The sequence below is a fragment of the Kribbella sp. NPDC020701 genome, from assembly GCF_055562215.1.
In genome coordinates this window covers 650,281-671,897 of the sequence record NZ_JBVHFT010000002.1, presented here as the reverse complement: position 1 = coordinate 671,897, position 21,617 = coordinate 650,281, and the positions used below count along the sequence as shown (strand labels likewise).

General features: G+C 67.8%; 17 protein-coding genes. 8 read left to right on the top strand and 9 right to left on the bottom strand.

Annotated features, from left to right (window positions below; genetic code table 11):
- Positions 1-26 precede the first annotated feature (26 nt).
- Together ACZ3HV_RS06745 and ACZ3HV_RS06740 are read right to left on the bottom strand one after the other, a co-directional pair.
- A complete protein-coding gene (locus tag ACZ3HV_RS06745; RefSeq protein WP_465681627.1) occupies positions 27-743 on the bottom strand; it encodes an SDR family NAD(P)-dependent oxidoreductase in 717 nt (238 codons plus the stop codon).
- A 9-nt stretch (positions 744-752) separates the two neighbouring features.
- Positions 753-1,322: a TetR/AcrR family transcriptional regulator gene (locus ACZ3HV_RS06740; RefSeq protein WP_360363284.1), complete on the bottom strand. Its 570-nt coding sequence runs from the start codon at positions 1,320-1,322 to the stop codon at positions 753-755.
- Positions 1,323-1,445: 123 nt separating this feature from the next.
- On the opposite strand from ACZ3HV_RS06740, the gene ACZ3HV_RS06735 reads away from it, so the two are divergent.
- From ACZ3HV_RS06735 to ACZ3HV_RS06720, 4 genes are all read left to right on the top strand, one after another.
- Positions 1,446-2,363 carry an SDR family NAD(P)-dependent oxidoreductase gene (locus ACZ3HV_RS06735; protein ID WP_465681625.1) on the top strand — a complete coding sequence of 306 codons (918 nt, stop codon included), beginning with the start codon at positions 1,446-1,448 and terminating at the stop codon, positions 2,361-2,363.
- 81 nt (positions 2,364-2,444) lie between these two features.
- Positions 2,445-3,575 (top strand): lipid II:glycine glycyltransferase FemX, encoded by a 1,131-nt coding sequence (locus ACZ3HV_RS06730; RefSeq protein ID WP_360363288.1) that lies wholly within the window; start codon positions 2,445-2,447, stop codon positions 3,573-3,575.
- A 4-nt stretch (positions 3,576-3,579) separates the two neighbouring features.
- On the top strand, positions 3,580-4,581 hold the full coding sequence (locus ACZ3HV_RS06725) for an alanine racemase (RefSeq protein WP_465681623.1): 1,002 nt from the start codon (positions 3,580-3,582) through the stop codon (positions 4,579-4,581).
- Positions 4,582-4,625: 44 nt separating this feature from the next.
- A complete protein-coding gene (locus ACZ3HV_RS06720; protein WP_465681621.1) occupies positions 4,626-5,348 on the top strand; it encodes a methyltransferase domain-containing protein in 723 nt (240 codons plus the stop codon).
- Here the strand turns inward: ACZ3HV_RS06720 and ACZ3HV_RS06715 are convergent.
- Positions 5,345-6,502: an NAD-dependent epimerase/dehydratase family protein gene (locus ACZ3HV_RS06715; RefSeq protein ID WP_465681619.1), complete on the bottom strand. Its 1,158-nt coding sequence runs from the start codon at positions 6,500-6,502 to the stop codon at positions 5,345-5,347. The two genes, ACZ3HV_RS06720 and ACZ3HV_RS06715, sit on opposite strands and share 4 nt — an antisense overlap.
- Positions 6,503-6,660: 158 nt before the next feature.
- On the opposite strand from ACZ3HV_RS06715, the gene ACZ3HV_RS06710 reads away from it, so the two are divergent.
- Positions 6,661-7,140 (top strand): GtrA family protein, encoded by a 480-nt coding sequence (locus ACZ3HV_RS06710; RefSeq protein WP_465681617.1) that lies wholly within the window; start codon positions 6,661-6,663, stop codon positions 7,138-7,140.
- Here ACZ3HV_RS06710 and ACZ3HV_RS06705 read toward each other — a convergent pair.
- Both ACZ3HV_RS06705 and ACZ3HV_RS06700 read right to left on the bottom strand, forming a co-directional pair.
- Entirely contained in the window at positions 7,046-9,211 is a 2,166-nt protein-coding gene (locus tag ACZ3HV_RS06705) for a glycosyltransferase (protein WP_465681615.1), read from the bottom strand. The two genes, ACZ3HV_RS06710 and ACZ3HV_RS06705, sit on opposite strands and share 95 nt — an antisense overlap.
- A 41-nt stretch (positions 9,212-9,252) precedes the next feature.
- Positions 9,253-10,152 (bottom strand): NAD-dependent epimerase/dehydratase family protein, encoded by a 900-nt coding sequence (locus ACZ3HV_RS06700; protein WP_465681613.1) that lies wholly within the window; start codon positions 10,150-10,152, stop codon positions 9,253-9,255.
- Between the two features lie 265 nt (positions 10,153-10,417).
- Between ACZ3HV_RS06700 and ACZ3HV_RS06695 the strand changes: the two genes are divergently transcribed.
- Positions 10,418-14,377: a GH92 family glycosyl hydrolase gene (locus ACZ3HV_RS06695; RefSeq protein WP_465681611.1), complete on the top strand. Its 3,960-nt coding sequence runs from the start codon at positions 10,418-10,420 to the stop codon at positions 14,375-14,377.
- A gap of 151 nt (positions 14,378-14,528) precedes the next feature.
- Here ACZ3HV_RS06695 and ACZ3HV_RS06690 read toward each other — a convergent pair whose 3' ends face one another.
- From ACZ3HV_RS06690 to ACZ3HV_RS06675, 4 genes are all read right to left on the bottom strand, one after another.
- Positions 14,529-14,879, bottom strand: coding sequence for a hypothetical protein (locus ACZ3HV_RS06690; protein WP_465681609.1), 351 nt, complete (start codon positions 14,877-14,879; stop codon positions 14,529-14,531).
- A 47-nt stretch (positions 14,880-14,926) separates the two neighbouring features.
- Complete coding sequence (locus tag ACZ3HV_RS06685; RefSeq protein ID WP_465681607.1) at positions 14,927-16,123, bottom strand: mannosyltransferase family protein; 1,197 nt, start codon at positions 16,121-16,123, stop codon at positions 14,927-14,929.
- Between the two features lie 134 nt (positions 16,124-16,257).
- A complete protein-coding gene (locus ACZ3HV_RS06680; protein WP_465681605.1) occupies positions 16,258-18,462 on the bottom strand; it encodes a transglycosylase domain-containing protein in 2,205 nt (734 codons plus the stop codon).
- Positions 18,463-18,623: 161 nt separating this feature from the next.
- Positions 18,624-19,631 carry a TIGR00366 family protein gene (locus tag ACZ3HV_RS06675; protein ID WP_465681603.1) on the bottom strand — a complete coding sequence of 336 codons (1,008 nt, stop codon included), beginning with the start codon at positions 19,629-19,631 and terminating at the stop codon, positions 18,624-18,626.
- A 216-nt stretch (positions 19,632-19,847) separates the two neighbouring features.
- On the opposite strand from ACZ3HV_RS06675, the gene ACZ3HV_RS06670 reads away from it, so the two are divergent.
- Together ACZ3HV_RS06670 and ACZ3HV_RS06665 are read left to right on the top strand one after the other, a co-directional pair.
- On the top strand, positions 19,848-20,417 hold the full coding sequence (locus ACZ3HV_RS06670; protein WP_360363309.1) for a PadR family transcriptional regulator: 570 nt from the start codon (positions 19,848-19,850) through the stop codon (positions 20,415-20,417).
- 9 nt (positions 20,418-20,426) lie between these two features.
- Entirely contained in the window at positions 20,427-21,506 is a 1,080-nt protein-coding gene (locus ACZ3HV_RS06665; protein WP_465681600.1) for an inositol-3-phosphate synthase, read from the top strand.
- Positions 21,507-21,617 lie beyond the last annotated feature (111 nt).

The following is a 21,617-nucleotide window of genomic DNA, read 5'->3' as shown; positions in this document are numbered from 1 at the left end:
GATCGTAGGAGGCGGCACCGACAGAATCAGCGCAGGTTCAGACCGCCGTCCAGCAAGATCACTTCGCCGGTCAGATAGGTGTTGTGGATCAGTGCGGAGATCAGGTCGGCGACGTCCGACGGCTGAGCCGCGCGACGCATCGGGCTGGCGGTTTTCCACAACTCCTGGGCCTCGGTCCACGAGGCGGTGAGGGGTGTGTCGACCAGACCGGGCGCGACCGCATTGACGCGCACCGATGGTCCGAGTGCGGCGGCCAGCAGCTTGGTGACGTGGTTCAGCGCGGCCTTCGAAGCGGCGTACGCGACCGAGCTTCCCTTCGGCCGGACGCCTGCATGACTGGTCACGTTGACGATGCATCCGCCTGATTCCCGGAGCGCGGGCAGGGCCGCCGTACACAACAGCCACGGCGCGATCAGGTTCACATCGAGCAGCCGCCGCCAGTCGTCCGCGGTCAGGCCGTCGAGCTCGGCATGTGGCACCGGCCAACTGATCCCCGCGTTGTTCACCAGTACGTCGAGCCGCCCGTGCTCGGCCACGACCTGAGGGACCAACTCGGCCGCCGCAGCGTCGTCGGCGAGATCAGCCTGGTGGTACGACCCACCGAGCTCGTCCGCCAACGCGATCCCGGCCTCCCGGCTGCTGCGCGAATGCACCGCGACCGTCATCCCGTCCGCCGCCAACCGCCGAGCCGTCGCCGCACCGATCCCCGAAGCCGATCCCGTCACCAACGCCACTTTCTGCACCGGGTCAGCCTACGAAGGTCGGTGGCGGAGCCCGTCCAGGAGGAGGTTGACCAAGCGATCGGCCTGGTCGCGTTTGGCACCGGCGGCGAGGACGATGCCGCTGAGGCTGACCAGGACGTCGTCCGCCGAGACGTCGGGACGGATGTCGCCGGCTCTGACGCCCGCGTCCAGCAGGGGTTTGATCGCGCCGACCAGGAGCTCGAAGCTCTGGGCGTACGGATTGGCCCCGGAGGCGATCACGGCCCGGAGCGCGTCGGCCATGCCGAGCTTGCGGGTCATGTAGTCGATGTAGCGGTCCATCCACGTCCGCAGCGCGTCGGCCGGCGACAACTTGTCGAGCAGCTCGGGGGCCGCGGCGCAGACGGCGGCCAGCTCGTTCCGGTACGCCGCCTCGATCAGCAACTCGCGGGTCGGGAAGTGCCGGTACAGCGTGCCGATCCCGACGCCGGCGTCCTTGGCGATCCCCTCCAGCGTCGCCTCGAGACCGCATTTCGAGAACGCCCGGGCCGCGGCGGCCAGGATCTGGTCGCGGTTGCGCTGGGCGTCCGCGCGCAGCGGGCGCTCACCGGTGCCCGTCATGTCCCCCTCCTCCATGGCGTCCTCAGACCCTAGCGGACTTGTTAACCGGAGGTTCCTCCGGTTAACTGGATTCATCCGGAGGATCCTCCGTTTAAGCGTAGCTCGCAGAACAGGACAGCCCTGATGAGCAGGATCACGACACCTTTCACGCATGACTCCACCGCCGCCGAGGTGATCGACGGCGTCGACCTGACCGGTCGGCGGGCCGTCGTCACCGGCGGCGCTTCCGGTATCGGCGTCGAGACCGCCCGCGCCCTGGCCGCGGCCGGCGCGCAGGTCACCCTCGCCGTCCGCAACACCGCCGCCGGCGAGCGCACCGCAGCCGGGATCATCGAGAGCACCGGCAACAACCACGTCTTCGTCGCGCCGATCGAGCTCGCCGACCGCGCGTCCGTACGCGCGTTCGCCGCCAACTGGGACGGCCCGCTGCACATCCTGGTGAACAACGCCGGCGTGATGGCCGAGCCGCTCAACCGCACGCCGGAGGGCTGGGAGCACCAGTTCGCCACCAACCACCTCGGCCACTTCGGCCTCGCGCTCGGACTGCACGACGCCCTGGCCGCGGCCGGTGACGCCCGCATCGTCTCGGTCAGCTCGAGCGCGCACCTGCGCTCGGACGTCCACCTCGACGACCTCCACTTCGAACACCGGCCGTACGAGGAGTGGGCGGCGTACGGGCAGTCGAAGACGGCCAACGTGCTGTTCGCCGTCGAGGCGGCCAAGCGCTGGGCGAGTGACGGCATCATCACCAACGCCCTGATGCCGGGCGGGATCCGGACCGCGCTGCAGCGGCACGTGGACCCCGAGGTGCAGAAGGGCTGGGACAGGTTCCAGTGGAAGACCACCGAGCAAGGTGCATCGACGTCGGTGCTGCTGGCTGCCTCGCCCCTGATCGCCGGCGTCACCGGCCGGTACTTCGAGGACAACAACGAGGCCTTGCCCAACACGGGTGCGGAGATGAGTGGTGTCGCGACCTACGCGCTCGATCCGGAGTCGGCCACTCGGTTGTGGGATATCTCGGAGAGGCTGCTCGCCGGCTGACTTATCCACAGGTTTGATCAGGTCACCGGCCCGACCTGGGCCGCTAGGGTCTTTGGCTCCGGGCCGGTAACCTGACCGACCGTGAGTGACTTGAGCATCCGGACCATCTCGGCCGACGAGCACGCGGCGTACATCGCGACGCAGCCGTCGGCGAGCTTCCTGCAGACCCCTGGGTGGGCGGCGGTGAAGAGTGAATGGAAGGCGGAGTCACTCGGTTGGTACGACGCCTCGAACCCAAGCGAACTGCGCGGCGTCGGGCTCGTCCTGTACCGGCAGATGCCCAAGGTGAAGCGTTATCTCGCCTACTTGCCCGAGGGTCCGGTGATCGACTGGGACGCCGTCGACCTCGGTGTGTACCTGCGCCCGCTGGCCGCTCATCTGCAGCAGCAGGGCGCGTTCGGCGTCCGGATGGGTCCGCCGGTGGCGACGCGGCGGTGGGGCGCGAAAACCATCAAGGACGCGATCGCCGGCGGGCAGCAGCCGAAGCTCGGCGATGTTCGGCCCGACGTGATCGAGCCGTCCGGTGCGACGGTGACCGGCCAGCTGCGCACCCTCGGCTGGAAGGCGCCACGCGTCGGCGAAGGATTCGCCGCCGGGCAACCGCAGTACGTCTTCCAGGTCCCGCTGGCCGGCCGCGGCCCGGACGACCTGCTGAAGGGCATGAACCAGTTGTGGCGGCGCAACATCAAGAAGGCGGAGAAGGCCGGCGTCGAGGTGACGCAAGGTGGCGTCGAGGACCTGAAGGCCTTCCACCAGCTGTACGTCGAGACCGCGGAGCGGGACCACTTCACGCCGCGGCCACTGCCGTACTTCGAGAAGATGCACTCGGCGATGGCGAACCAGCCGGCCGACTGTTGCGACTTCCGGATCTACAACGCCTACCACGAAGGCGATCTGGTCGCGTCGACGATCTGGGTCCGGGTCGGCGGTCACTCCTGGTACTCCTACGGCGCCAGCTCGACCGCCAAGCGAGACGTCCGTGGATCGAACGCGATCCAGTGGCGGATGATGTCGGACGCGCTCGCTGCGGGCGCATCCGTGTACGACCTACGGGGCATCACCGACACCTTGGACCCGAACGACCCGCACGTCGGGTTGATCCAGTTCAAGGTCGGCACCGGCGGCGAGGCCGTCGAGTACGTCGGTGAGTGGGATCTTCCGTTGAACAAGGCGCTCTACACCGCATTCGACCTCTACATGAGACGGCGTTGACACCATGCCCCTAGTCCTGCACGTCGATTCCGATCGCTGGCGTGATCACCTGCGTTCCACGTGGAACCCCGACATCATCCCGGTCGCCAAGGGCAACGGGTACGGCTTCGGCAACCAGCGGCTGATCGCGGAGTCACGCGCACTCGGCGCCCGCACGGTCGCGGTCGGCACGTACTTCGAGGTGCCGCCGGACCCGCGCGAGGACATCGTCGTCCTCTCGCCGTGGCGGCCGTTCCTCGAGGTCCCGCAGAGCAAGAACGTGATCCACACGGTCAGCCGGCTGGCCGATCTGGTGTCGATCCCGGCCGGCAGCCGGGTGCTGATCGAGGTGATGACCTCGATGCGGCGACACGGTATCGGCGCCCGCGAACTGCGGCACACGATGCTGCTCAACGCGCTGGACCGGATCAGGTTCGAGGGCTGGTCGCTGCACTTCCCGATGGGTGCCGGCGGTACATCGGCCAACCTGAGGGAAGCGCAGCAGTTGGCCAAGGCGGCGCTCGATGTCCGCAAGGGCACGCTGTGGGTGTCGCACGTACCGTCGCAGAAGCTGGCCGATATCGGCGAGAGCGTGAAGCTGCGGATGGGCACCGGGCTGTGGCTCGGCGACCGCGGTGCGCTGACGGTTCGGGCGACGGTGCTCGACGTGCATTCGGTCCGCCGCGGTGAGCGCGTCGGCTACCGGCAGCGCCGGGTCAGCGGAGACGGCCACATCCTCGTCGTGTCCGGCGGTACCGCTCACGGCGTCGGCCTGGAGGCACCGACCGCCGCCGCGACCGTCCGTCAGCGGGCGATCGCGATGGCGAAGGGCAGCCTGGACGCGGCCGGCATGGCGCTGTCCCCCTTCACCATCGAGGGCAAGCAGCGCTGGTTCGCCGAGCCCCCGCACATGCAGGCCAGCATGCTCTTCCTGCCGTCCTCGGTCGCACCCCCCGCGGTCGGCGACACCGTCGGCGTGGACGTCCGGTACACCACCACCTCCTTCGACAAGGTCTCGATGGACTAGCTCACTGTTGACTTCAGGTGGACCTGAAGTTGCAGCGTGATCTCATGAGCTTTCTGGAACGGATCGAGGAGCGGCCCGGAGCAGCGGAGCTCCGGGCGGAGTCGTACCGGTTGCTGGGCCTGAAGCGCGGTGCGACTTGCGTGGATGTTGCGTGCGGTGCGGGCCACGCGGTTGCCGAGCTGGCGGCCAAAGGGCTGAAGGTGACCGGGGTGGACACCGACTCCGAGGTCATCGACGCTGCCCGCGGCCGTGCGCCCGGGGCAATGTTTCACGTGGCACGGTCCGACGACCTGCCACTGGAGGACGAGTCGATGGACGGCTATCGCGCGGTCCGGCTCTTCCATCTCCTGGAGGACGCCGGGCCGACCGTGGCCGAGGCGTGGCGGGTGCTCCGGCCCGGCGGGCGGATCGTGCTCGGCGGCCAGGACTACGGGTTCCTGCTCGTCGACAGCTCTGACCAGGACCTGACCGACGTCGTCCTTCTGGGCCTCGAGTCGCGGTCGGTCTCTCCTCGCGCGGCGCGCAGCCTCCGCGACGTGCTCCTCGACAGGGGCTTCCGCGACGTCGACGTCGTCGTACACACGGAGGTCGTGTCGGACCACCGGCTGATGGCCGGTCAGCTCGAGGGCGCGGCAGCCGCCGCGGTCGAGAAAGCGCTGATCACCCAGGAGGACGCCGACGCTTGGCTCGCCGAGCAGGCGGACCGCGGCCGGGACGACAGGTTCCTGGCCGCCCTCCCGACCCTTCTTGTCAGCGCACGCCGTTAGCGTTGTTTGAGGTGACCCTTCCAGCGGACGGTCGGTAGCAGCGCGGCCGGGTCGACGCGGTCCTTGTTGGCGGCGACGATGTCGAACATCGAGTCGATCAAGGTGTCCGACAGCAGGTGTGGCTGCAGGCCCAGGCCGACCAGGCCGGTGTGCTTGACGTTGTAGTAGTGCTCGGCCTGCTCGACCCGCGGGTTCTCCAGGTGCTCGACCTGGACCGGGCCGGGGAAGCATTCCGCGACCTTGTCCGCGAGCTGGGCGACCGAGTAGCTCTCGGTCATCTGGTTGAAGACCCGGAACTCACCGGCGTCGGCCGGGTTCTCGACCGCGAGCCGGATGCACTCGACGGTGTCCCGGATGTCCAGGAAGCCACGGGTCTGGCCGCCGGCGCCGTACACGGTCAGCGGCTCGCCGAGCACGGCCTGGATCGCGAACCGGTTCAGCACCGTGCCGAAGACCGCGTCGTAGTCGAACCGCGTCGCCAGCCGCGCGTCCCGGACCGTCTGATCGGTCTGCTGCCCGTAGACCACGCCCTGGTTGAGGTCGGTGACCCGCATCCCCCAGATCCGGCAGCCGAACTCGAGGTTGTGCGAGTCGTGCACCTTGCTCAGGTGGTAGAACGAGCCCGGCTTCTTCGGGTAGAGCATCCGGTCCTTGCGACCGTTGTGCTCGACCTCCAGCCAGCCTTCCTCGATGTCGATGTTCGGCGTCCCGTACTCGCCCATCGTGCCGAGCTTGACCAGGTGGATGTCCGGGTTCGTCTCGGCGACGGCGTACATCAGGTTCAGCGTGCCGACCACGTTGTTGTGCTGGGTGTAGACCGCGTGCTCGCGATCGATCATCGAGTACGGCGCCGCCCGCTGCTCGGCGAAGTGCACGATCGCGTCCGGCTGGAACTCCTCCAGCACGCGGTAGGTGAAGTCCGCGTCGAGCAGGTCGCCGGTGTACGCCGTGATCCGCCGGCCGGAGACCTCCTCCCACGCCGCCACCCGGGTCTCGAGGTCCTGGATCGGCACCAGGCTCTGCACGCCCAGCTCACGGTCATAGCCGCGGCGGGCGAAGTTGTCGAGGACGGCCGTGTCGTGGCCGGTGTCGGACAGATGCAGCGCGGTCGGCCACCCTAGGTAACCGTCACCGCCCAGGACGAGAACACGCACGGCTCGGCCGCCTTCCGGTGGGACATTGGCTGTCACAGTCCTTCCTATCCCGAGTACCCACTCCAGTAACGTGATCAGCCCCACTGATTAGCTGGCAATCGGCTGAGAATCCCCGCCGGGAGGCGCATGCCAGGCGCGGGGGTGCAGAATAGGCGGCGATGCGTCTGCTCACCAGGATCAGGAACGGCTCCGGCCCACGCCGGGGCCGATGGTTGCTGTGGGCGAGATATTCGGCCTCTTCCGTAGTCGCCACCGTGGTCAGCCAGCTGGCGTTCGCGCTGTGTTACTGGTTCGGTTCGGCGGCGATCGTGGCCACGCTGGTCGCCTGGCTGGCCGGCGCGGTGCCGAACTACCTGATGAACCGCCGCTGGGCCTGGGGCCGGGGCGGACAGCTGTTGCCCTACGCAATCATCGTGATCGGCACGGCCGCGACCGCGGCGCTGGTCACGACGGTGACCAGCCACCTGGTCCAGGGCATCGACTCACACGCGTGGAAGACCCTGCTGGTGACCGGCTCCTACTTCGGTACCTACGGCGTGCTGTTCATCCTGAAGTTCTTGCTGTTCGATCGGTTCGTGTTCGCCAAGCCCGCGAACGCCGACCCCGCCGCAGCACGTACTCCCGTAACCACGTCGTAGTCATCACCCGCCCGTAGTTCGCGCCGTACACCAGGCCCGGGCCCTTCTTGCTGGCCCCGTCGCCGCGGCGCCGCATCGTCATCGGCAGCTCGACCACGCGCGCACCGAGCGCGAGGGCCCCGAGCAACAACTCCGACGACTGGTACTGCGGCTCGCGCAACGTCACCGCGGTCGCCAGCTCGGCCCGCAACGCGCGGAACCCGAACGACGTGTCCGTGAGCCTCCGCCGCGTCAGGATCGACGCGAGTACGGCGAACACCCGTACGCCGACCCACCGCAGCCGACTGTCCGCGTCCTCCGCCCCGAGCCGCCGTGACCCGGTGACGAAGTCGGCCTCGTCGTCCAGGATCGGCCGCAGCAGGACCTCGAGCTCGTCGTTGTCGTACTGCCCGTCCGCATCCGTGGTCACGACGTACCGCGCGCCTCCCCCGGCGGCTAGGTGGTACCCGAGCCGGAGCGCGGCACCCTGACCACGGTTGCTCGGGGCAACACACACGAAAGCCCCATGATTGCGGGCGACTTCCGCCGTGTCGTCGGTGGCGCCGTCCACGACCACCAGGACGTCGACGGGCAGACTGGCGCAGGTGCGGGGCATGCCGGTCAGGACCGGACCGATCCCGCCGGCCTCGTTGTACGCGGCTATCACCACGACGACAGGCGCGAAGTTCGGTTTCCCGAAGTCCTTCACAGCAAGGGAATCCACGGTGTCCGGGTAGTCGGCCATCGCCGGCCGGGCCTGGTCCTTGCCGAGGATCGCCCGCAGGCCGATCGCGCCCGCGAGCGGGAAGAACACGAGCCCCGGCAGCTGATAGCGCCAGGAGAACTCGAAGGCTGCCGAGGCCAGCAACAGGATCACACCGGACGCAAGCGGGAGCAGGGCGGCCGATCTGAGACCGGATTTCTTGGCACGGCCGAGTCCTGCGACCGCGGCCAGGGCGATCAGGGCGTAGAGCCCGAGGAGGGTTCCAGAGGTGTAACCGCCATGCAGTTGGTACGCGCGCAGGATCACAGCCGGCCCGTGGGCGACGTGTGGCTCCGATCCGCCCCACTTCACCGCGGCCTTGGCGGTGTTGGGGTCCTGCTGGTTCGGATAGGTGAGCTGGAACTGCCAGCGGTCCAGTGGCACGTCGTCCGGCGAGGTGGTCCGCGTCGGGGCGAAGCCCTTCGCGAAGTCCTTCAGTGCGGCCCACGTGACATCAAGCGGCTGATGCCGGATAACCAGGCGGGCGAACTCAGTGGCCAGCTCCCGCTTGGTGGTGCCGGGTGGCAGCGGTCCGGGCCAGTTCGGATCGCCGTAGTGGTTGTGCGCGTACTTGTCCACGCCCAGGCGCTGTCCCAGCGGCTCCTTGGGACAGAACAGCCTCGTGCCCTCGTTGAGCGGCAGCTTGGCGCAGTTGGCGACCACTGCGGTCCGCCCGTAGAGCACCTGGTTCTCAGCGCCGGTGAAGCCCCATCGGCCGGTCTCCGCGTGGTAGTAGGTCGCATAGGCCCCGAACACGACCGCAAATCCGGCTATGGCTGCGGCAGTGCGTAGTACGAGGTGCATGCGGCGCTTGCGCCAGGCGTTGCCGACCACAATCAGGTAGAGGACGACGGGGATGATCAGGACCATGCCGATCGCGCGGACCGCGAAGGCGGCTCCGATGAGGACGCCTACTACCGCTGCGCGCTTCCAGCCGGGTGCGCCGCGGCCGAGGAGCAGCCAGAGGATCGCCACCAGCAGTACGTCGAAGGTGGTCTCGGCCATGATGTTCTGCTCGATCTGCACCTGGTAGGCGTCGAGCAGGATCGGTGCGGCCGCTACTGCGGCCAGCCAGCGGTAGACGGTGAGCCGGCGGGCCAGTGCGTAGATGGCGATGCCCAGGAGCAGTCCGACCACGTGCTGCACGATCACGACGAACGTGAGGCCGCCGAGGGCGACCATGGGACGCAGGACGAAGTCGTAACCGATCGGGTTGAGCTGGTCCGGGCTCAACTTGTGCATGTTGTTCAGGTACTGCTGGGAGTCCGTGTAGACGATCGCGGGACGGTAGGCGATCGTCGCGAGAACCCGCAACACAGTGCCCGCCACCAAGAAGACAGCGAGCAGCCAGTGGGTTCGGAGAACCCGCTTCACTGTGCGCGGAAGTACTGCCACGTGCGGGCCAGGCCGTCCTCGAGCGACACCGTCGGGGCGTAGCCGAGGTCGTTGGTGATGTCGACGACCACCGCCGGCATCTCACCGGCCGGTGCCTCGACGTGCTCGGCCGGAACCGGGCAGCCGGTCGCCGTACGCACGGTGTCGATCATCTCGAGCACTGACACCGACCGACCGGATCCGATGATCGCGCGACCGTCGTACCGGCTGTCGAGAGCGAGCAGTACGCCGTTCACCACGTCATCGATGAACACGAGATCCCGCCGCTGCTGTCCATCGCCGTACACCCGTACACCGGTGCCAGTGAGCGCTGCCCGCATCATCCGGGGCACGAAGCTGTCCTTGTGCGACATGCCCGGCCCATAGACGTTGGTGAACCGCAGTGCGGCGGTGGCCATCCCATAGCTACCGGAGTACGCCGAGAGCAGCATCTCGCAGGCCGCCTTGGTCGCGCCGTACGGCGTGAGTGGCCGGAGCGGGAGGTCCGCGGTGATGGTCGACGTACCGACGTTGCCGACGACCGCATTGGTCGAGGCGAGCACGAACCGATCCACACCACTGCCGCGCGACAGCTCCAGCAGCACCTGAGTGATCGTCACGTTCTGCGCGAACGTCTGCATCGGCGCATCGACCGACCGCAGCACCGACGTCAACGCCGCCAGGTGCACCACCGCGGTAGGCCGAGTCTCGAAGGCCGAAATACAGACCTCCTGCTCAGCCAGATCCCCGGTCACCACGGTCACACCCTCGTCCCAGGACGCATCCGGCGGCTCCCGATCCACAGCCGTGACTGGCACCCCACGCCCCCGCAACGCAGCCACCACGGCCCGTCCGATAAACCCGGCCGCCCCGGTGACCAGCACACGTTCGTCCATGGGCTTCAACCTACCGCTCACAGACCAACTGAGGGACACGGGCGAACAGTGTGCGACGAAGCCTTGACCGCAGGTGATCATGATGGGCAGGATCACCCCGGGCGCGGGCTGACAACCTTGTCATCGGGGCCGCGTAAACCCACTGGCGGGCAGCCCACGAGGCTGCCGCGCCGGTCCGGCCGTGCAAGGAGCGTAGATGGATCTCCGCCGCCCACTGGGGCTCGTCGCGTCTCTAGGGCTTGTTGCTGTGACACTGTCTTCTTCCATGACGCCAGCGAATGCCGTCTCACCGACCTCGGAGGATCAGCCGGTCGTGTCCGGATCCTCGTATTTCACCTCGTTCGAGCCGGGCCAGCCGCAGCCCGGGTACACCGATGCGGTCGAGACCGGTCCGGACGGGAAGCCGCGGACCGACGGGGTTCGCGGCCCGACGCCGACCGGGATCGGCGGCAGCGAGATGGACAAGGTCACCAAGGTGACCGCGAACGGCGAGAACACCGGTGGCGGCGAGATCGCCACCAACGCCGCCGACGGTGACAAGTTCACCAAGTGGCTGGTGTTCGAGCCGACCGGCTGGCTGGTCTACGAGACCTCGGCCCCGGTGGTGATCCGCAAGTACGCGCTGACCTCGGCCAACGACGCCGACGGCCGCGACCCGCGGAACTGGACCGTCTCCGGTTCGAACGACGGGACCACCTGGACCGCGCTGGACACCCGGACCGGCGAGAGCTTCGAGAACCGGTTCCAGACCAAGGAGTACAGCTTCACGAACGAGACGGCGTACAAGTTCTTCAAGCTGGACGTCACGCTGAACCACGGCGAGAACATCGTCCAGCTGGCCGACTGGTACCTGTCCAACGGCGCGCCGCTGCCGCCACCCGGCCCGGTCGCCGAGTCGCGGCTCGACTCCGGGCCGACCAGCGCGTACAACGCCCGCGCCCGGGTCGGCTTCACCGGCGTCAAGTCGTTCCGGTACGCCGGCCACCAGGAAGCCGAGGGCCGTGGCTACACCTGGAACAAGATCTCCGACGTGGACCTGAAGGTCGGCAAGGACACCCGGCTGTCCTACAAGATCTTCCCCGAGCACGTCGAGGGTGACCTGAGCTACCCGAGTACGTACGCCGCCCTCGACCTGGCCTTCTCCGACGGCACGTACCTGAGCGACCTCAAGGCTCGCGATCACCACGGGTTCGAACTGAGCCCGCGTGGTCAGGGCGACGCCAAGGGCCTGTCGACGAACCAGTGGAACAACGTCGAGGCCGACCTCGGCAGCGTCGCCGCCGGCAAGACGATCAAGCGGATCCTGATCGGGTACGACAAGCCGTCCGGGCCGGCCGACTTCCGCGGCTGGCTCGACGACATCCGGATCGCGGCCGCGATCAGCCCCGACCGCGCGGCCCAGAAGACCGCGGCCAAGCACCCGTCGGACCTGGCGCTGACCACCCGCGGTTCGAACGCGACCGGCGGCTTCTCGCGGGGGAACAACTTCCCGGCGACCGCCGTACCGCACGGCTTCAACTTCTGGACCCCGGTGACGAACGCGGGCTCCACGTCCTGGCTGTACGACTACGCCAAGGGCAACAACGAGGCGAACAAGCCGACCCTGCAGGCGCTGTCGATCAGCCACGAGCCGAGCCCGTGGATGGGTGACCGGCAGACCTTCCAGGTGATGCCGTCGACGGCCGCGACCCCGACCGCGGACCGCAAGGCCCGCGCCTGGTCGTTCAGCCACGACAACGAGATCGCCCGGCCGTACTACTACGGCGTCACGTTCGACAACGGCAACGCGGCCGAGATCGCGCCGACCGACCACGCCGCGATGATGCGGCTCAGCTTCCCGGCCGGCCAGGCATCACTGATCTTCGACAACGTGAACAACAGCGGTGGCCTGACGCTCGACCCGGAGACCGGTGTGGTGACCGGCTTCAGCGACATCAAGAGCGGCCTGTCCACGGGCGCCGGAAGGCTGTTCGTGTACGGCGTGGTAGACCAGAAGGTGGTTGCCTCCGGCAAGCTGTCGAACGGCGGCGGCGCCAACGTCGGTGGCTACTTCTCCTTCGACCCGAAGGTCACCCAGGTGCAGTTGCGGATCGCGACCTCGCTGATCGGCACCGCGCAAGCCAAGAAGAACCTCGAGCTGGAGCTTCCGGCCGGATCGACGTTCAGCAAGGTCAAGGACGCCGCGCAGGACCTGTGGGACGCCAAGCTGCGCACGATCGAGGTCGAGGGTGCGACGGCCGACCAGCTGACCACGATGTACTCGAACCTGTACCGCCTGTTCCTCTACCCGAACAATGGCTCGGAGAACACCGGTACGGCGTCGAAGCCGGTGATCACCTACGCGTCGCCGACCTCGCCGAAGGTAGGCACCGACACCCCGACCACGACCGGCTCGAAGCTCGTGGCCGGCCAGACCTACGTGAACAACGGCTTCTGGGACACGTATCGCACCGTGTGGCCGGCGTACTCGCTGTTCGCGCAGGACGAGGCGGCGGACCTGGTGAACGGGTTCGTCCAGCAGTACAAGGACGGCGGCTGGATCTCCCGCTGGTCGTCGCCGGGATACGCGAACCTGATGGTCGGTACGTCGTCCGACGTCGCCTTCGCGGACGCGTATCTCAAGGGAATCAAGGGCTTTTCAGACGACGACGTGCAGTCGATTTACAATGCGGCACTGAAGAACGCGGCCGTCGTGCCACCGTCACAGAACGTCGGCCGCAAGGGGATGGACCTGTCCACCTTCAACGGCTACACGGCCAACACCACCGGTGAGGGCTTCAGCTGGTCGATGGACGGCTACATCAACGACTTCGGCATCGCGAACATGTCGAAGAAGCTCTACGACACCGCGAAGAAGAGCGACCCGCGCAAGCAGGAGTACCTGGACAACTACAAGTACTACCTGAACCGGGCCCGCAACTACGTCACGCTGTTCGACCCGGCGATCAACTTCTTCCAGGGCAAGGGCCCGGACGGCGTCTGGGGTTACTCGCCCAGCCTGTTCGACCCGCAGGACTGGGGTCACGACTACACCGAGACGAACGCGTGGAACATGGCGTTCTCGACCCCGCAGGACGGGGCCGGCCTAGCCGCGATCTACGGCGGCCGCGACGGCCTGGCGAAGAAGCTCGACGAGTTCTTCAGTACGCCGGAAGACGCGCTGCACCCCGGCGGGTACGGCGGCACGATCCACGAGATGCTCGAGGCCCGCGACGTACGGATGGGTCAGTACGGGCACAGCAACCAGCCGTCGCACCACCTGACCTACATGTACGACTTCGCGGGTCAGCCGTGGAAGACGCAGGAGAAGGTCCGCGAGGTGCTCTCCCGGCTGTACCTGGGCTCGGAGATCGGGCAGGGGTACCCGGGTGACGAGGACAACGGTGAGATGTCCTCGTGGTACCTGTTCAGCATGCTCGGGTTCTACCCGTTGCAGGTCGGGTCGCCGACGTACGCGATCGGGTCGCCGCTGTTCACCAAGGCGACGGTGCGGTTGGCCGGCGGCAAGAAGCTGGTGATCAGCGCGCCGGGCAACAGCGCTCGGAACATCTACGTGCAGAGCGTCCGGGTGAACGGGAAGAAGTGGACGTCGACCGCACTGCCGCACGACCTGATCGCGAACGGCGGCAAGATCGAGTTCGAGATGGGTGACAAGCCGTCGACGTGGGGCACCGGCCGGAACGACGCGCCGCCGTCGATCACCACCCCCGGCGAGGACCCGATGACGTGGCGGGACTCGACGTCCGACGAGGGCGCCGTGGTGGGTGCCGGTGACGCGGACGTGACCGCGCTGACCGACAACGACGCGAAGACCCAGGTCACGCTGCCCGGCGCCCAGTCAACCGTCACGGTCGCCCTGCCGCAGGGCCGGCCGGTCGGCATGTACACGCTGACCAGCGGTGCCACCGGTACGGCGCCGTCCGCGTGGGTGCTGGAAGGCTCGAACGACGGTACGACGTGGTCGACGGTGGATCGCCGGACCGGTGAGAGCTGGGCGTGGGCGTCGTACACCCGGTCCTTCAGCGTCGCCTCGCCGAAGGCCTACACGCAGTACCGCCTGGTGTTCACCCCGGCGGCGGGCGCTGACGGCGTCACGCTGTCCGAGCTAGAGCTCCTCGGCACCCTGAAGGGCGTCGAACCCGGCACACACCCGAGCGACAAGCGCGTCGCCGAGACGAAGCCGAGCCCGACCCCTTCACAGTCGATCGACCGCAACTACGGCTGACCGTCTCGCTGGGCGGCGGCTGGTGCCGCCGCCCTCGCGGACGATTGCCCGGCGAAGCCTGCCCCTGAAAGGTTCCGCCGGAAACTTAATGAGGGGTGGCGGTCCCCGCCCGGACTGCCACCCCTTCTTCCCTAACGACGCTCGAGCCAGGTCAGGGGTTGCCTCCGCCGGAAACTGTCCACATGCCGGACACAGTGAGGTCTGCGGCAGTCGCCAGGAACCAGGCGAGGTTCAACGCGAGCACGACAGTGGTGGCCACGGCGGCGACCACCCAGCCCAGCCTCGCGCGGAGTGCCAGCACCGGCAGCGCGAGCGCCATCGCGACTCCGCCGAGCTGGATGGCGAACAGCACACCCCAGGTGTCGACCGCGCAGTCCGTCGCGGTCGGCGGACATAGCGGCGCCTGGAGGTGCAGCATCAGCCCGTACGCCAAGCCCGCCACCGCCCCGACGAACCCCGCCTGCAACGCCACCCTGCCGATCGACCGCCCCCAGCTGTCCATGGCCTCACGCTAGGCGCGCGACGAACGGCGTACCTGAGCAGAACTACTCAGCCGGACCAGCGGCCGGTGAAGAAGCCGGCGGCCCAGATGGCGGCCAGTGGTATCGCGAGGGCCAGGTAGAGGCGGCCCAGCCAGGGTTTTCGGCGGGCCGCGACGGCGAGGCCGATCCACAGCGGCCACCAGAGCAGGGTCGCCCGGGTGAGTGAGTAGATCCAGAACGACGTACAGAACGCGCCGACGGTGGCGGCGACCCAGGCGGCCTCGCCCCAGGAGCGGCGCCAGAGCAGCCAGGCGAGGAGCAGTAGGCCGATGAGCAGCGCGACCAGCTCGGCCCGGAACATCCAGGTCCAGTCGCTGCGGTCGGCGGCGAAGTGGCCCTTGCTCGCGGCCTCGAACGTGTGCACCAGGGAGGTCCACGGCCAGGTGAACTCGCGCGCCCAGCCCTTCTCCTGCGCCTCTTGCCAGGCGAACCAGGAGCCGTGGATCTGCTTCAGGTACGCCATGAAGCCGAGTACGGGGACGGCCGGCAGTGCCAGCCACGGGAGCGAGAGCCAGTCCCGCTTCTTCGAGGTGACGAACTCGACGATCAGCGCGAACGCGAGGAAGATCCCGGACACCCGCACGGTCGACGCGAGCGCGACGAAGATCGCCGCCCGGCCCCACCGCCCCTGCCGTGCCGCCAGCCAGCCGGGGAACGCGAACGCGCAGAACAGCGCCTCCGTGTACCCGGCAGCCAGGAAGACGCCGACGGGAGCGACGTACCAGATCATCGCCGCGTTCGGACCGATTCCCTTGAGCTCCGGGAACTCGTACTGCGCCAGTCGCGCCAGGTACACGCCCGCGACCGCGCTGGCGACCGCGGACACGACGATGCCCGCGGCAACGTATCCGATCCCGGTCCAGCTGACGATCCGAACCAGCACCGGGAACCCGGGGAAGAACGCCGCCAGCGGAGCGCCCGACGGCTCCCCGTGGTTGTACCCGAACTCGGCGACCGCCTTCAGATGCCAGACATCCCACTGCAACCAGGCATGCCAGACGTTCGGGTAGTCAGTCCCCCGGTTGAACAGCAACGGCGCCGAGATCGACAGCAGGAACAGTCCGGCCCGGGTGACCAACCACCACCCGAGCACCTCCCGCGTCATCGCGGTCGGCATCCACCGCTGCCACCCCACCCCAACAACCCGGGCCCGCCGCGCCCGCCCGGACCGCTGTGGCTCGTCGGCAGCCGTCCGCTCAAACACGGCAGCACCACCGCACACCACAGTCCGCCCGAGTCACCCCCCTATGGTGCCCCATCCGTTCCACTGGGGACGCTGCCACGGCCGAACTGCCGCAAACGAGAACGGCACCCCGGATGGGGTGCCGTTCTCCGGAGCTATTGGCCGCCGCCGGGGTTCTTCGGGGTGCTGGTCGGTTGTGGCGGCTGGCCGGTGGGGATCGTCGGCCAGATCGGCGTACGCGTCGGTTTCGTCTTGGTCGGCGTACTGCTCGGCGTGTTCGACGGGGTGTTGCTGGGGGTGTTGGGCGGTGGGGTGTTGGTCGGGGGCGTGATGGTCGGCGTCTCCGACGGCGTGAACGTCGGCGTCGGGCTGTCCTTGATCGCGTCCTCGTCCGGCTCGGCGAAGTCCGCGGACTCGACACCGTCGAGAGCATCCGTCATGTAGGCCAGCCAGGTCTTCAGCGGCCAGTTGCCACCGAAGAACGCCGGGTCGTCGCTGTAGGGGTCGAGGTCCGACTCACCGGAGTTGCCGGCCCGATAGAGCACGGACGTGGACAGCTGTGGGGTGTACCCGGTCCACCACGACGTCAGCGTCGCCGTGCCCTCCTTGCAGCCGTCGCATTCCTTGTTCTTCTTCCGGTCCTCGAGCGCGACACCACCGGCGGTGCCGGTCTTCCCGGCGACCGGACGATCGAGCTCCTTGGCTCCGGTTCCGGTGCCCTTCTTGACGACGTCCTGCAGCACGTAGTTGACCATGTTGGCGATCTCGGGCGGGAAGGCCTGCTTCGACTTCAGCTTCGCCTCCGACCACAGCACCTTGCCGTCCGGTCCGCGGACCTCCTTGATGGTGTGCAGCGGCACGTACTTGCCACCGGCCGCGAACGTCGCGTACGCGTTCGCCATGTCGACCGGCGACGCGTACGCATCCGGGCCGAGCACCGTGGAGGGGTTGCTCTTGTCGCCCTCGAGGGTCTTCGTGGCCGGGATGCCGGCGGCCTCGGCCGCGGCGACGACCTTCTCCGGCCCCTGGTCCATCTGGTTGTCCACCAGGTCGTAGAAGGCGGTGTTGATCGACTGCTCGGTCGCCTTCAGCAGGCTGACCTCGCCGTAGTCCCGGTTGAGCTCGTTGCCGAGCTTGAGCCCCTGGACCACGATCGGGCTGTCACCCTGGTACGTGTCGTAGATCGACTTGCCGTCCTCGAGCGCCGCCGCGAGCGCGAACGGCTTGAACGACGAGCCCGGACGGGCCTTCGTGGTGGCCCAGTTCAGCTGACTCTTGAGGAAGTCCGGTCCGCCGTACATCGCCAGCAGCTGCCCGGTCCCCGGTTGCACGGTGGCCATCCCGACGTGCAGCTTGTCGCGCTTCTCCGGCAGTTCGTCCTGGGCCGCCTTGACCATCTTCTTCTGCTGACTGAAGTTGAACGTCGTCGTGACCTTGAGGCCGCCGCCACTGATCTGGTCCTGGTCGAAGCCCAGCCGCAGCAGCTCGCTGCGCGCCATGTCGAGCAGGAAGCCCTTCGGCCCCTGGTACCGGCTGTTCTTGTCCTTCTTGGTGATCGCGGGAAGCCTGTTCGCGTACTTCGTCTCCTGGGCAGCGGTGATCGTGCCCATCTGCTGCATGCCGTCGAGGACGTAGTGGTACCGGTCGATGATCCGCTTCTGGGTGCGCGGATCCTTGTCGTCGATGTCGAACAGCGTCGGGTTGTTCAGCACGGTCGCGAGGAAGGCGGCCTGCGGCACCGACAGCTTCTCCGGATCCGGCTGCTTGAAGTAGGCGTCGCCGGCGGCGGAGATGCCGTAGGCGCCCTCACCGAAGTAGATGGTGTTCAGGTAGCCCTCGAGGGTCTTGCTCTTGTCCTGCTGCCGGCTCAGCTTCGTCGCGATGAACAGTTCCTGGAGCTTCCGGGAGACCGTGCGCTCCTGGGTCAGGTACATGATCTTCACGTACTGCTGGGTGATCGTCGACCCACCCTGCAACTGCTCACCGTTGGCGATGTTCCACGCCGCCCGCACCATGCCCGACGGCGAGATGCCCGGGTTGGTCCAGAAGGTCCGGTCCTCGGCGGCGATCACCGCGTCCTGGACGTGCTTGGGAACGTCCGCCAGCGGGACCGTGTGCCGGTTCTGCTCGTAGAACGAACCCAGCGGAGTCTTGTTGTCCGAGTACATCACCGTGGTGGTGTTGGTCGCGAACTCCTTGTTCGGGTCCGGGATCTTCGTCGTCTGGTAGACGATGAAGAAGGTGGCGACAGCGCCGATGATGCCGACGAAGAAGAGCGCGGCCAGCCAGCCGAGCACCCGCAGCGCCCAGTGCTTCTTCAGGCGCGGGGGCTTGGCGGCCTTTCTACGAGCTTCACTCACAGTGCAATCCTCGACGATCTCGCGGAAGTCATTGCCCGCCAGACTACGGTGGGTGTGGTAACGCGCCCGAATCCGCTCCGGATGCTAGCAAGCCGGGCGGTCAGGCACGATTCGGGTGCGATCAGCCTTACCCAGATCTTTCCCGGGCCTTCGGCAAGCGATTACCCCGTCACGTGCGGTGCGAGCAGAGTCACAGCGATCAGCGCGGCCGGGAAGCAGGCGAGGAACATCGTGAAGGTGTAGCCCATGATGTCCCGGGCTTTCAGCCCGAGGATCGCGAGCGTCGGCAGCATCCAGAACGGCTGGAGCAGGTTGGCGCTGGCCTCTCCGAGGTCGTAGACCACGACCATCCAGCCCGCGTCCACGTTGAGCTCGTTGGCGGCCTGCAGCACGTACGGCGCCTCGATCACCCACTTGCTGCCACCACTCGGGACGAAGATGCCGAGGATGCACGAGTAGATCGCCACCAGCGGCGGGAACAGGAACTGGCTGCTCGCCTGCACCATCCAGCCGGCCAGCCGGGCCGAGATGCCGCTCGCCTTGATCACTTCCTGCACCGGCGCCGGGCTGCTGCTCGCACTGGCCACCTGCAGCGCGGCCGAGCCGGACAGACCTTGTGCCCATACAGGGCCGAGCCCCAGGAACGCCATCGCACCCAGCGCGCGGTAGTCCGCCTTCGGCACGTTGCGAGCCACCTCGCGCGCCAGGATCGCGGCGAAGATCAAACTGAACGCCCAGTTCAGGTACGACGCCAGCATCGCGACCGCGGCTACGAACGCCACCGCGGTCCGCGGGCTCTTGGGAATCCGCGCCAGCCGGGTGATCAACCGGGCAACCGGTCCGCTGGTCGCGACGGCGTACCCACCGATGATGATCACCGCCATCTGCAGCGTGAAGGTGATCAGCGACCAGAAGCCGAGGTCCCAAGCGTCGACCAGGCCGAAGCCCTTGGTCGCCGCCGGATCGTCCGGCCGCTTCAGCAGCGGCTCACCGGCGACGAGTCCGAACAGCAGCACCACGAACGTGCCGACCAGCACGAACCCGAACGCGTCGGGCAGCCACTTCTCGGTGAAGGCGGTGAACCGGAGCGCGATCTGGGCCAGCGGCCCGCCGCCCGCCGCACCATTCCGGACGTCCAGCTTCGTGTGCTTCCCATGGCTGTCGGCCATGACCCTCCGCTTCTGCGTCGCGACGCTTTGTGTCAACCGATTTACGCAGCTCGGCGCCTGACGTAACAGGTTTCCCGGGCGTGCCGCGTGACGCAGGTGACAAAGCCCGGCTTTGTCAAGAGTTGTCCACAGCCCTTGGCTGTGCTTACCCTGGCAACACGATGTATCGAACCGATACATCAGGTCATGACAAACTAGACCGAGGAGGTGGGGGTCATGGGAAACCGCAGTGGGGTCCTTGAGCTCGCCGTACTCGGTCTGCTGCACGAAGCGCCGATGCACGGTTACGAGCTCCGCAAGCGCGTCAACGCCCAGTTCGGCTGGGGGCGCGTGCTGTCGTTCGGGTCGCTCTACCCGTGTCTGAAGGCGATGCTCCGCAACGGCCTGATCACGGCCGACTCCGGTTCGCCGGAGTCCGGTCGCCGGCCGAAGATCGTGTACACGATCACCGCCGACGGCAAGGACTACTTCGCGCACGCGATGCACGACGCTGGTCCGTCAGCCTGGGACGACGACACGTTCGGCGTCCGGTTCTCGTTCTTCGGCCGGACCGATCCGGCCACCCGGTTGCGCATCCTCGAGGGCCGCAGGGCCCGGATGGAGGAGCGGCTGGCCAACTTCCGGGCCGCGATGAACCGCACCGCGGAGCGGGTTGACGCCTACACCCTCGAGCTGCAACGGCACGGCCTGGAGTCGGCCGAGCGCGAGGTCCGCTGGCTGAACGAGTTGATCGACGGCGAGCGGCGGCAGCAGCGGCCCCCTGACCTGCACCAACCGCCTACCTAAGGAGTTCAGATGACCTCGATCCGCGTAGCGATCGTCGGTGTCGGCAACTGCGCCAGCTCGCTCGTCCAGGGCGTGCACTACTACCGCGACGCGAAGCCCGAGGAGCGCGTCCCCGGTCTGATGCACGTCCAGTTCGGCGACTACCACGTCCGCGACGTGGAGTTCGTCGCCGCCTTCGACGTCGACGGCAAGAAGGTCGGACTCGACCTCGCCGACGCGATCGGCGCCAGCGAGAACAACACCATCAAGATCTCCGACGTGCCGCCGACCGGCGTCACTGTGCAGCGCGGCCACACCCTCGACGGCCTCGGCAAGTACTACCGCGAGACCATCACCGAGTCCGACGCGTCGCCGGTGGATGTCGTCGCCGCGCTGCGTGAGGCACAGGTCGACGTACTGGTCTGCTACCTGCCGGTCGGCTCGGAGCAGGCGGCGAAGTTCTACGCCCAGTGCGCGATCGACGCCGGCGTGGCCTTCGTGAACGCGCTGCCGGTGTTCATCGCCGGCACCAAGGAGTGGGCCGACAAGTTCACCGCGGCGGGGGTGCCGATCGTCGGTGACGACATCAAGTCGCAGATCGGCGCGACCATTACGCACCGCGTGCTGACCAAGCTCTTCGAGGACCGCGGTGTCACCGTCGACCGCACGTACCAGCTGAACGTCGGCGGCAATATGGACTTCAAGAACATGCTCGAGCGCGAGCGCCTGGAGTCCAAGAAGATCAGCAAGACCCAGTCCGTCACCTCGCAACTGCGCGACGAGATCGACGCCCGCAACGTGCACATCGGCCCGTCCGACTACGTGGCCTGGCTGGACGACCGCAAGTGGGCGTTCATCCGGCTCGAAGGGCGCAACTTCGGCGACGTCCCGCTGTCGCTGGAGTACAAGCTCGAGGTCTGGGACTCGCCGAACTCGGCCGGCATCATCATCGACGCGATCCGCGCGGTCAAGATCGCCGAGGACCGTGGCATCGGCGGCCCGATCCTGTCGGCGTCGTCGTACTTCATGAAGTCGCCGCCGGAGCAGTACGCCGACGACGTCTGCCGCGACCTGGTGGAGAAGTTCATCCGCGGCGAGGTCGAGCGCTGAGCTAGTCGTCCCTGCAGCCCCGGGGGGGGGGGGGGGGGGGGGGGGGGGGGGGGGGGGTGTGGGGGGGGGGGGGGGGGGGGGGGGGGGGGGGGGGGGGGGGGGGGGGGACCA

Coding starts and splice junctions, on each gene's coding strand:
- ACZ3HV_RS06740 (WP_360363284.1), bottom strand. CDS start 1,322: ATGACGGGCACCGGTGAGCGCCCGCTGCGCGCGGACGCCCAGCGCAAC.
- ACZ3HV_RS06735 (WP_465681625.1), top strand. CDS start 1,446: ATGAGCAGGATCACGACACCTTTCACGCATGACTCCACCGCCGCCGAG.
- ACZ3HV_RS06725 (WP_465681623.1), top strand. CDS start 3,580: ATGCCCCTAGTCCTGCACGTCGATTCCGATCGCTGGCGTGATCACCTG.
- ACZ3HV_RS06720 (WP_465681621.1), top strand. CDS start 4,626: ATGAGCTTTCTGGAACGGATCGAGGAGCGGCCCGGAGCAGCGGAGCTC.
- ACZ3HV_RS06710 (WP_465681617.1), top strand. CDS start 6,661: ATGCGTCTGCTCACCAGGATCAGGAACGGCTCCGGCCCACGCCGGGGC.
- ACZ3HV_RS06700 (WP_465681613.1), bottom strand. CDS start 10,152: ATGGACGAACGTGTGCTGGTCACCGGGGCGGCCGGGTTTATCGGACGG.
- ACZ3HV_RS06695 (WP_465681611.1), top strand. CDS start 10,418: ATGACGCCAGCGAATGCCGTCTCACCGACCTCGGAGGATCAGCCGGTC.
- ACZ3HV_RS06690 (WP_465681609.1), bottom strand. CDS start 14,879: ATGGACAGCTGGGGGCGGTCGATCGGCAGGGTGGCGTTGCAGGCGGGG.
- ACZ3HV_RS06675 (WP_465681603.1), bottom strand. CDS start 19,631: ATGGCCGACAGCCATGGGAAGCACACGAAGCTGGACGTCCGGAATGGT.
- ACZ3HV_RS06670 (WP_360363309.1), top strand. CDS start 19,848: ATGGGAAACCGCAGTGGGGTCCTTGAGCTCGCCGTACTCGGTCTGCTG.
- ACZ3HV_RS06665 (WP_465681600.1), top strand. CDS start 20,427: ATGACCTCGATCCGCGTAGCGATCGTCGGTGTCGGCAACTGCGCCAGC.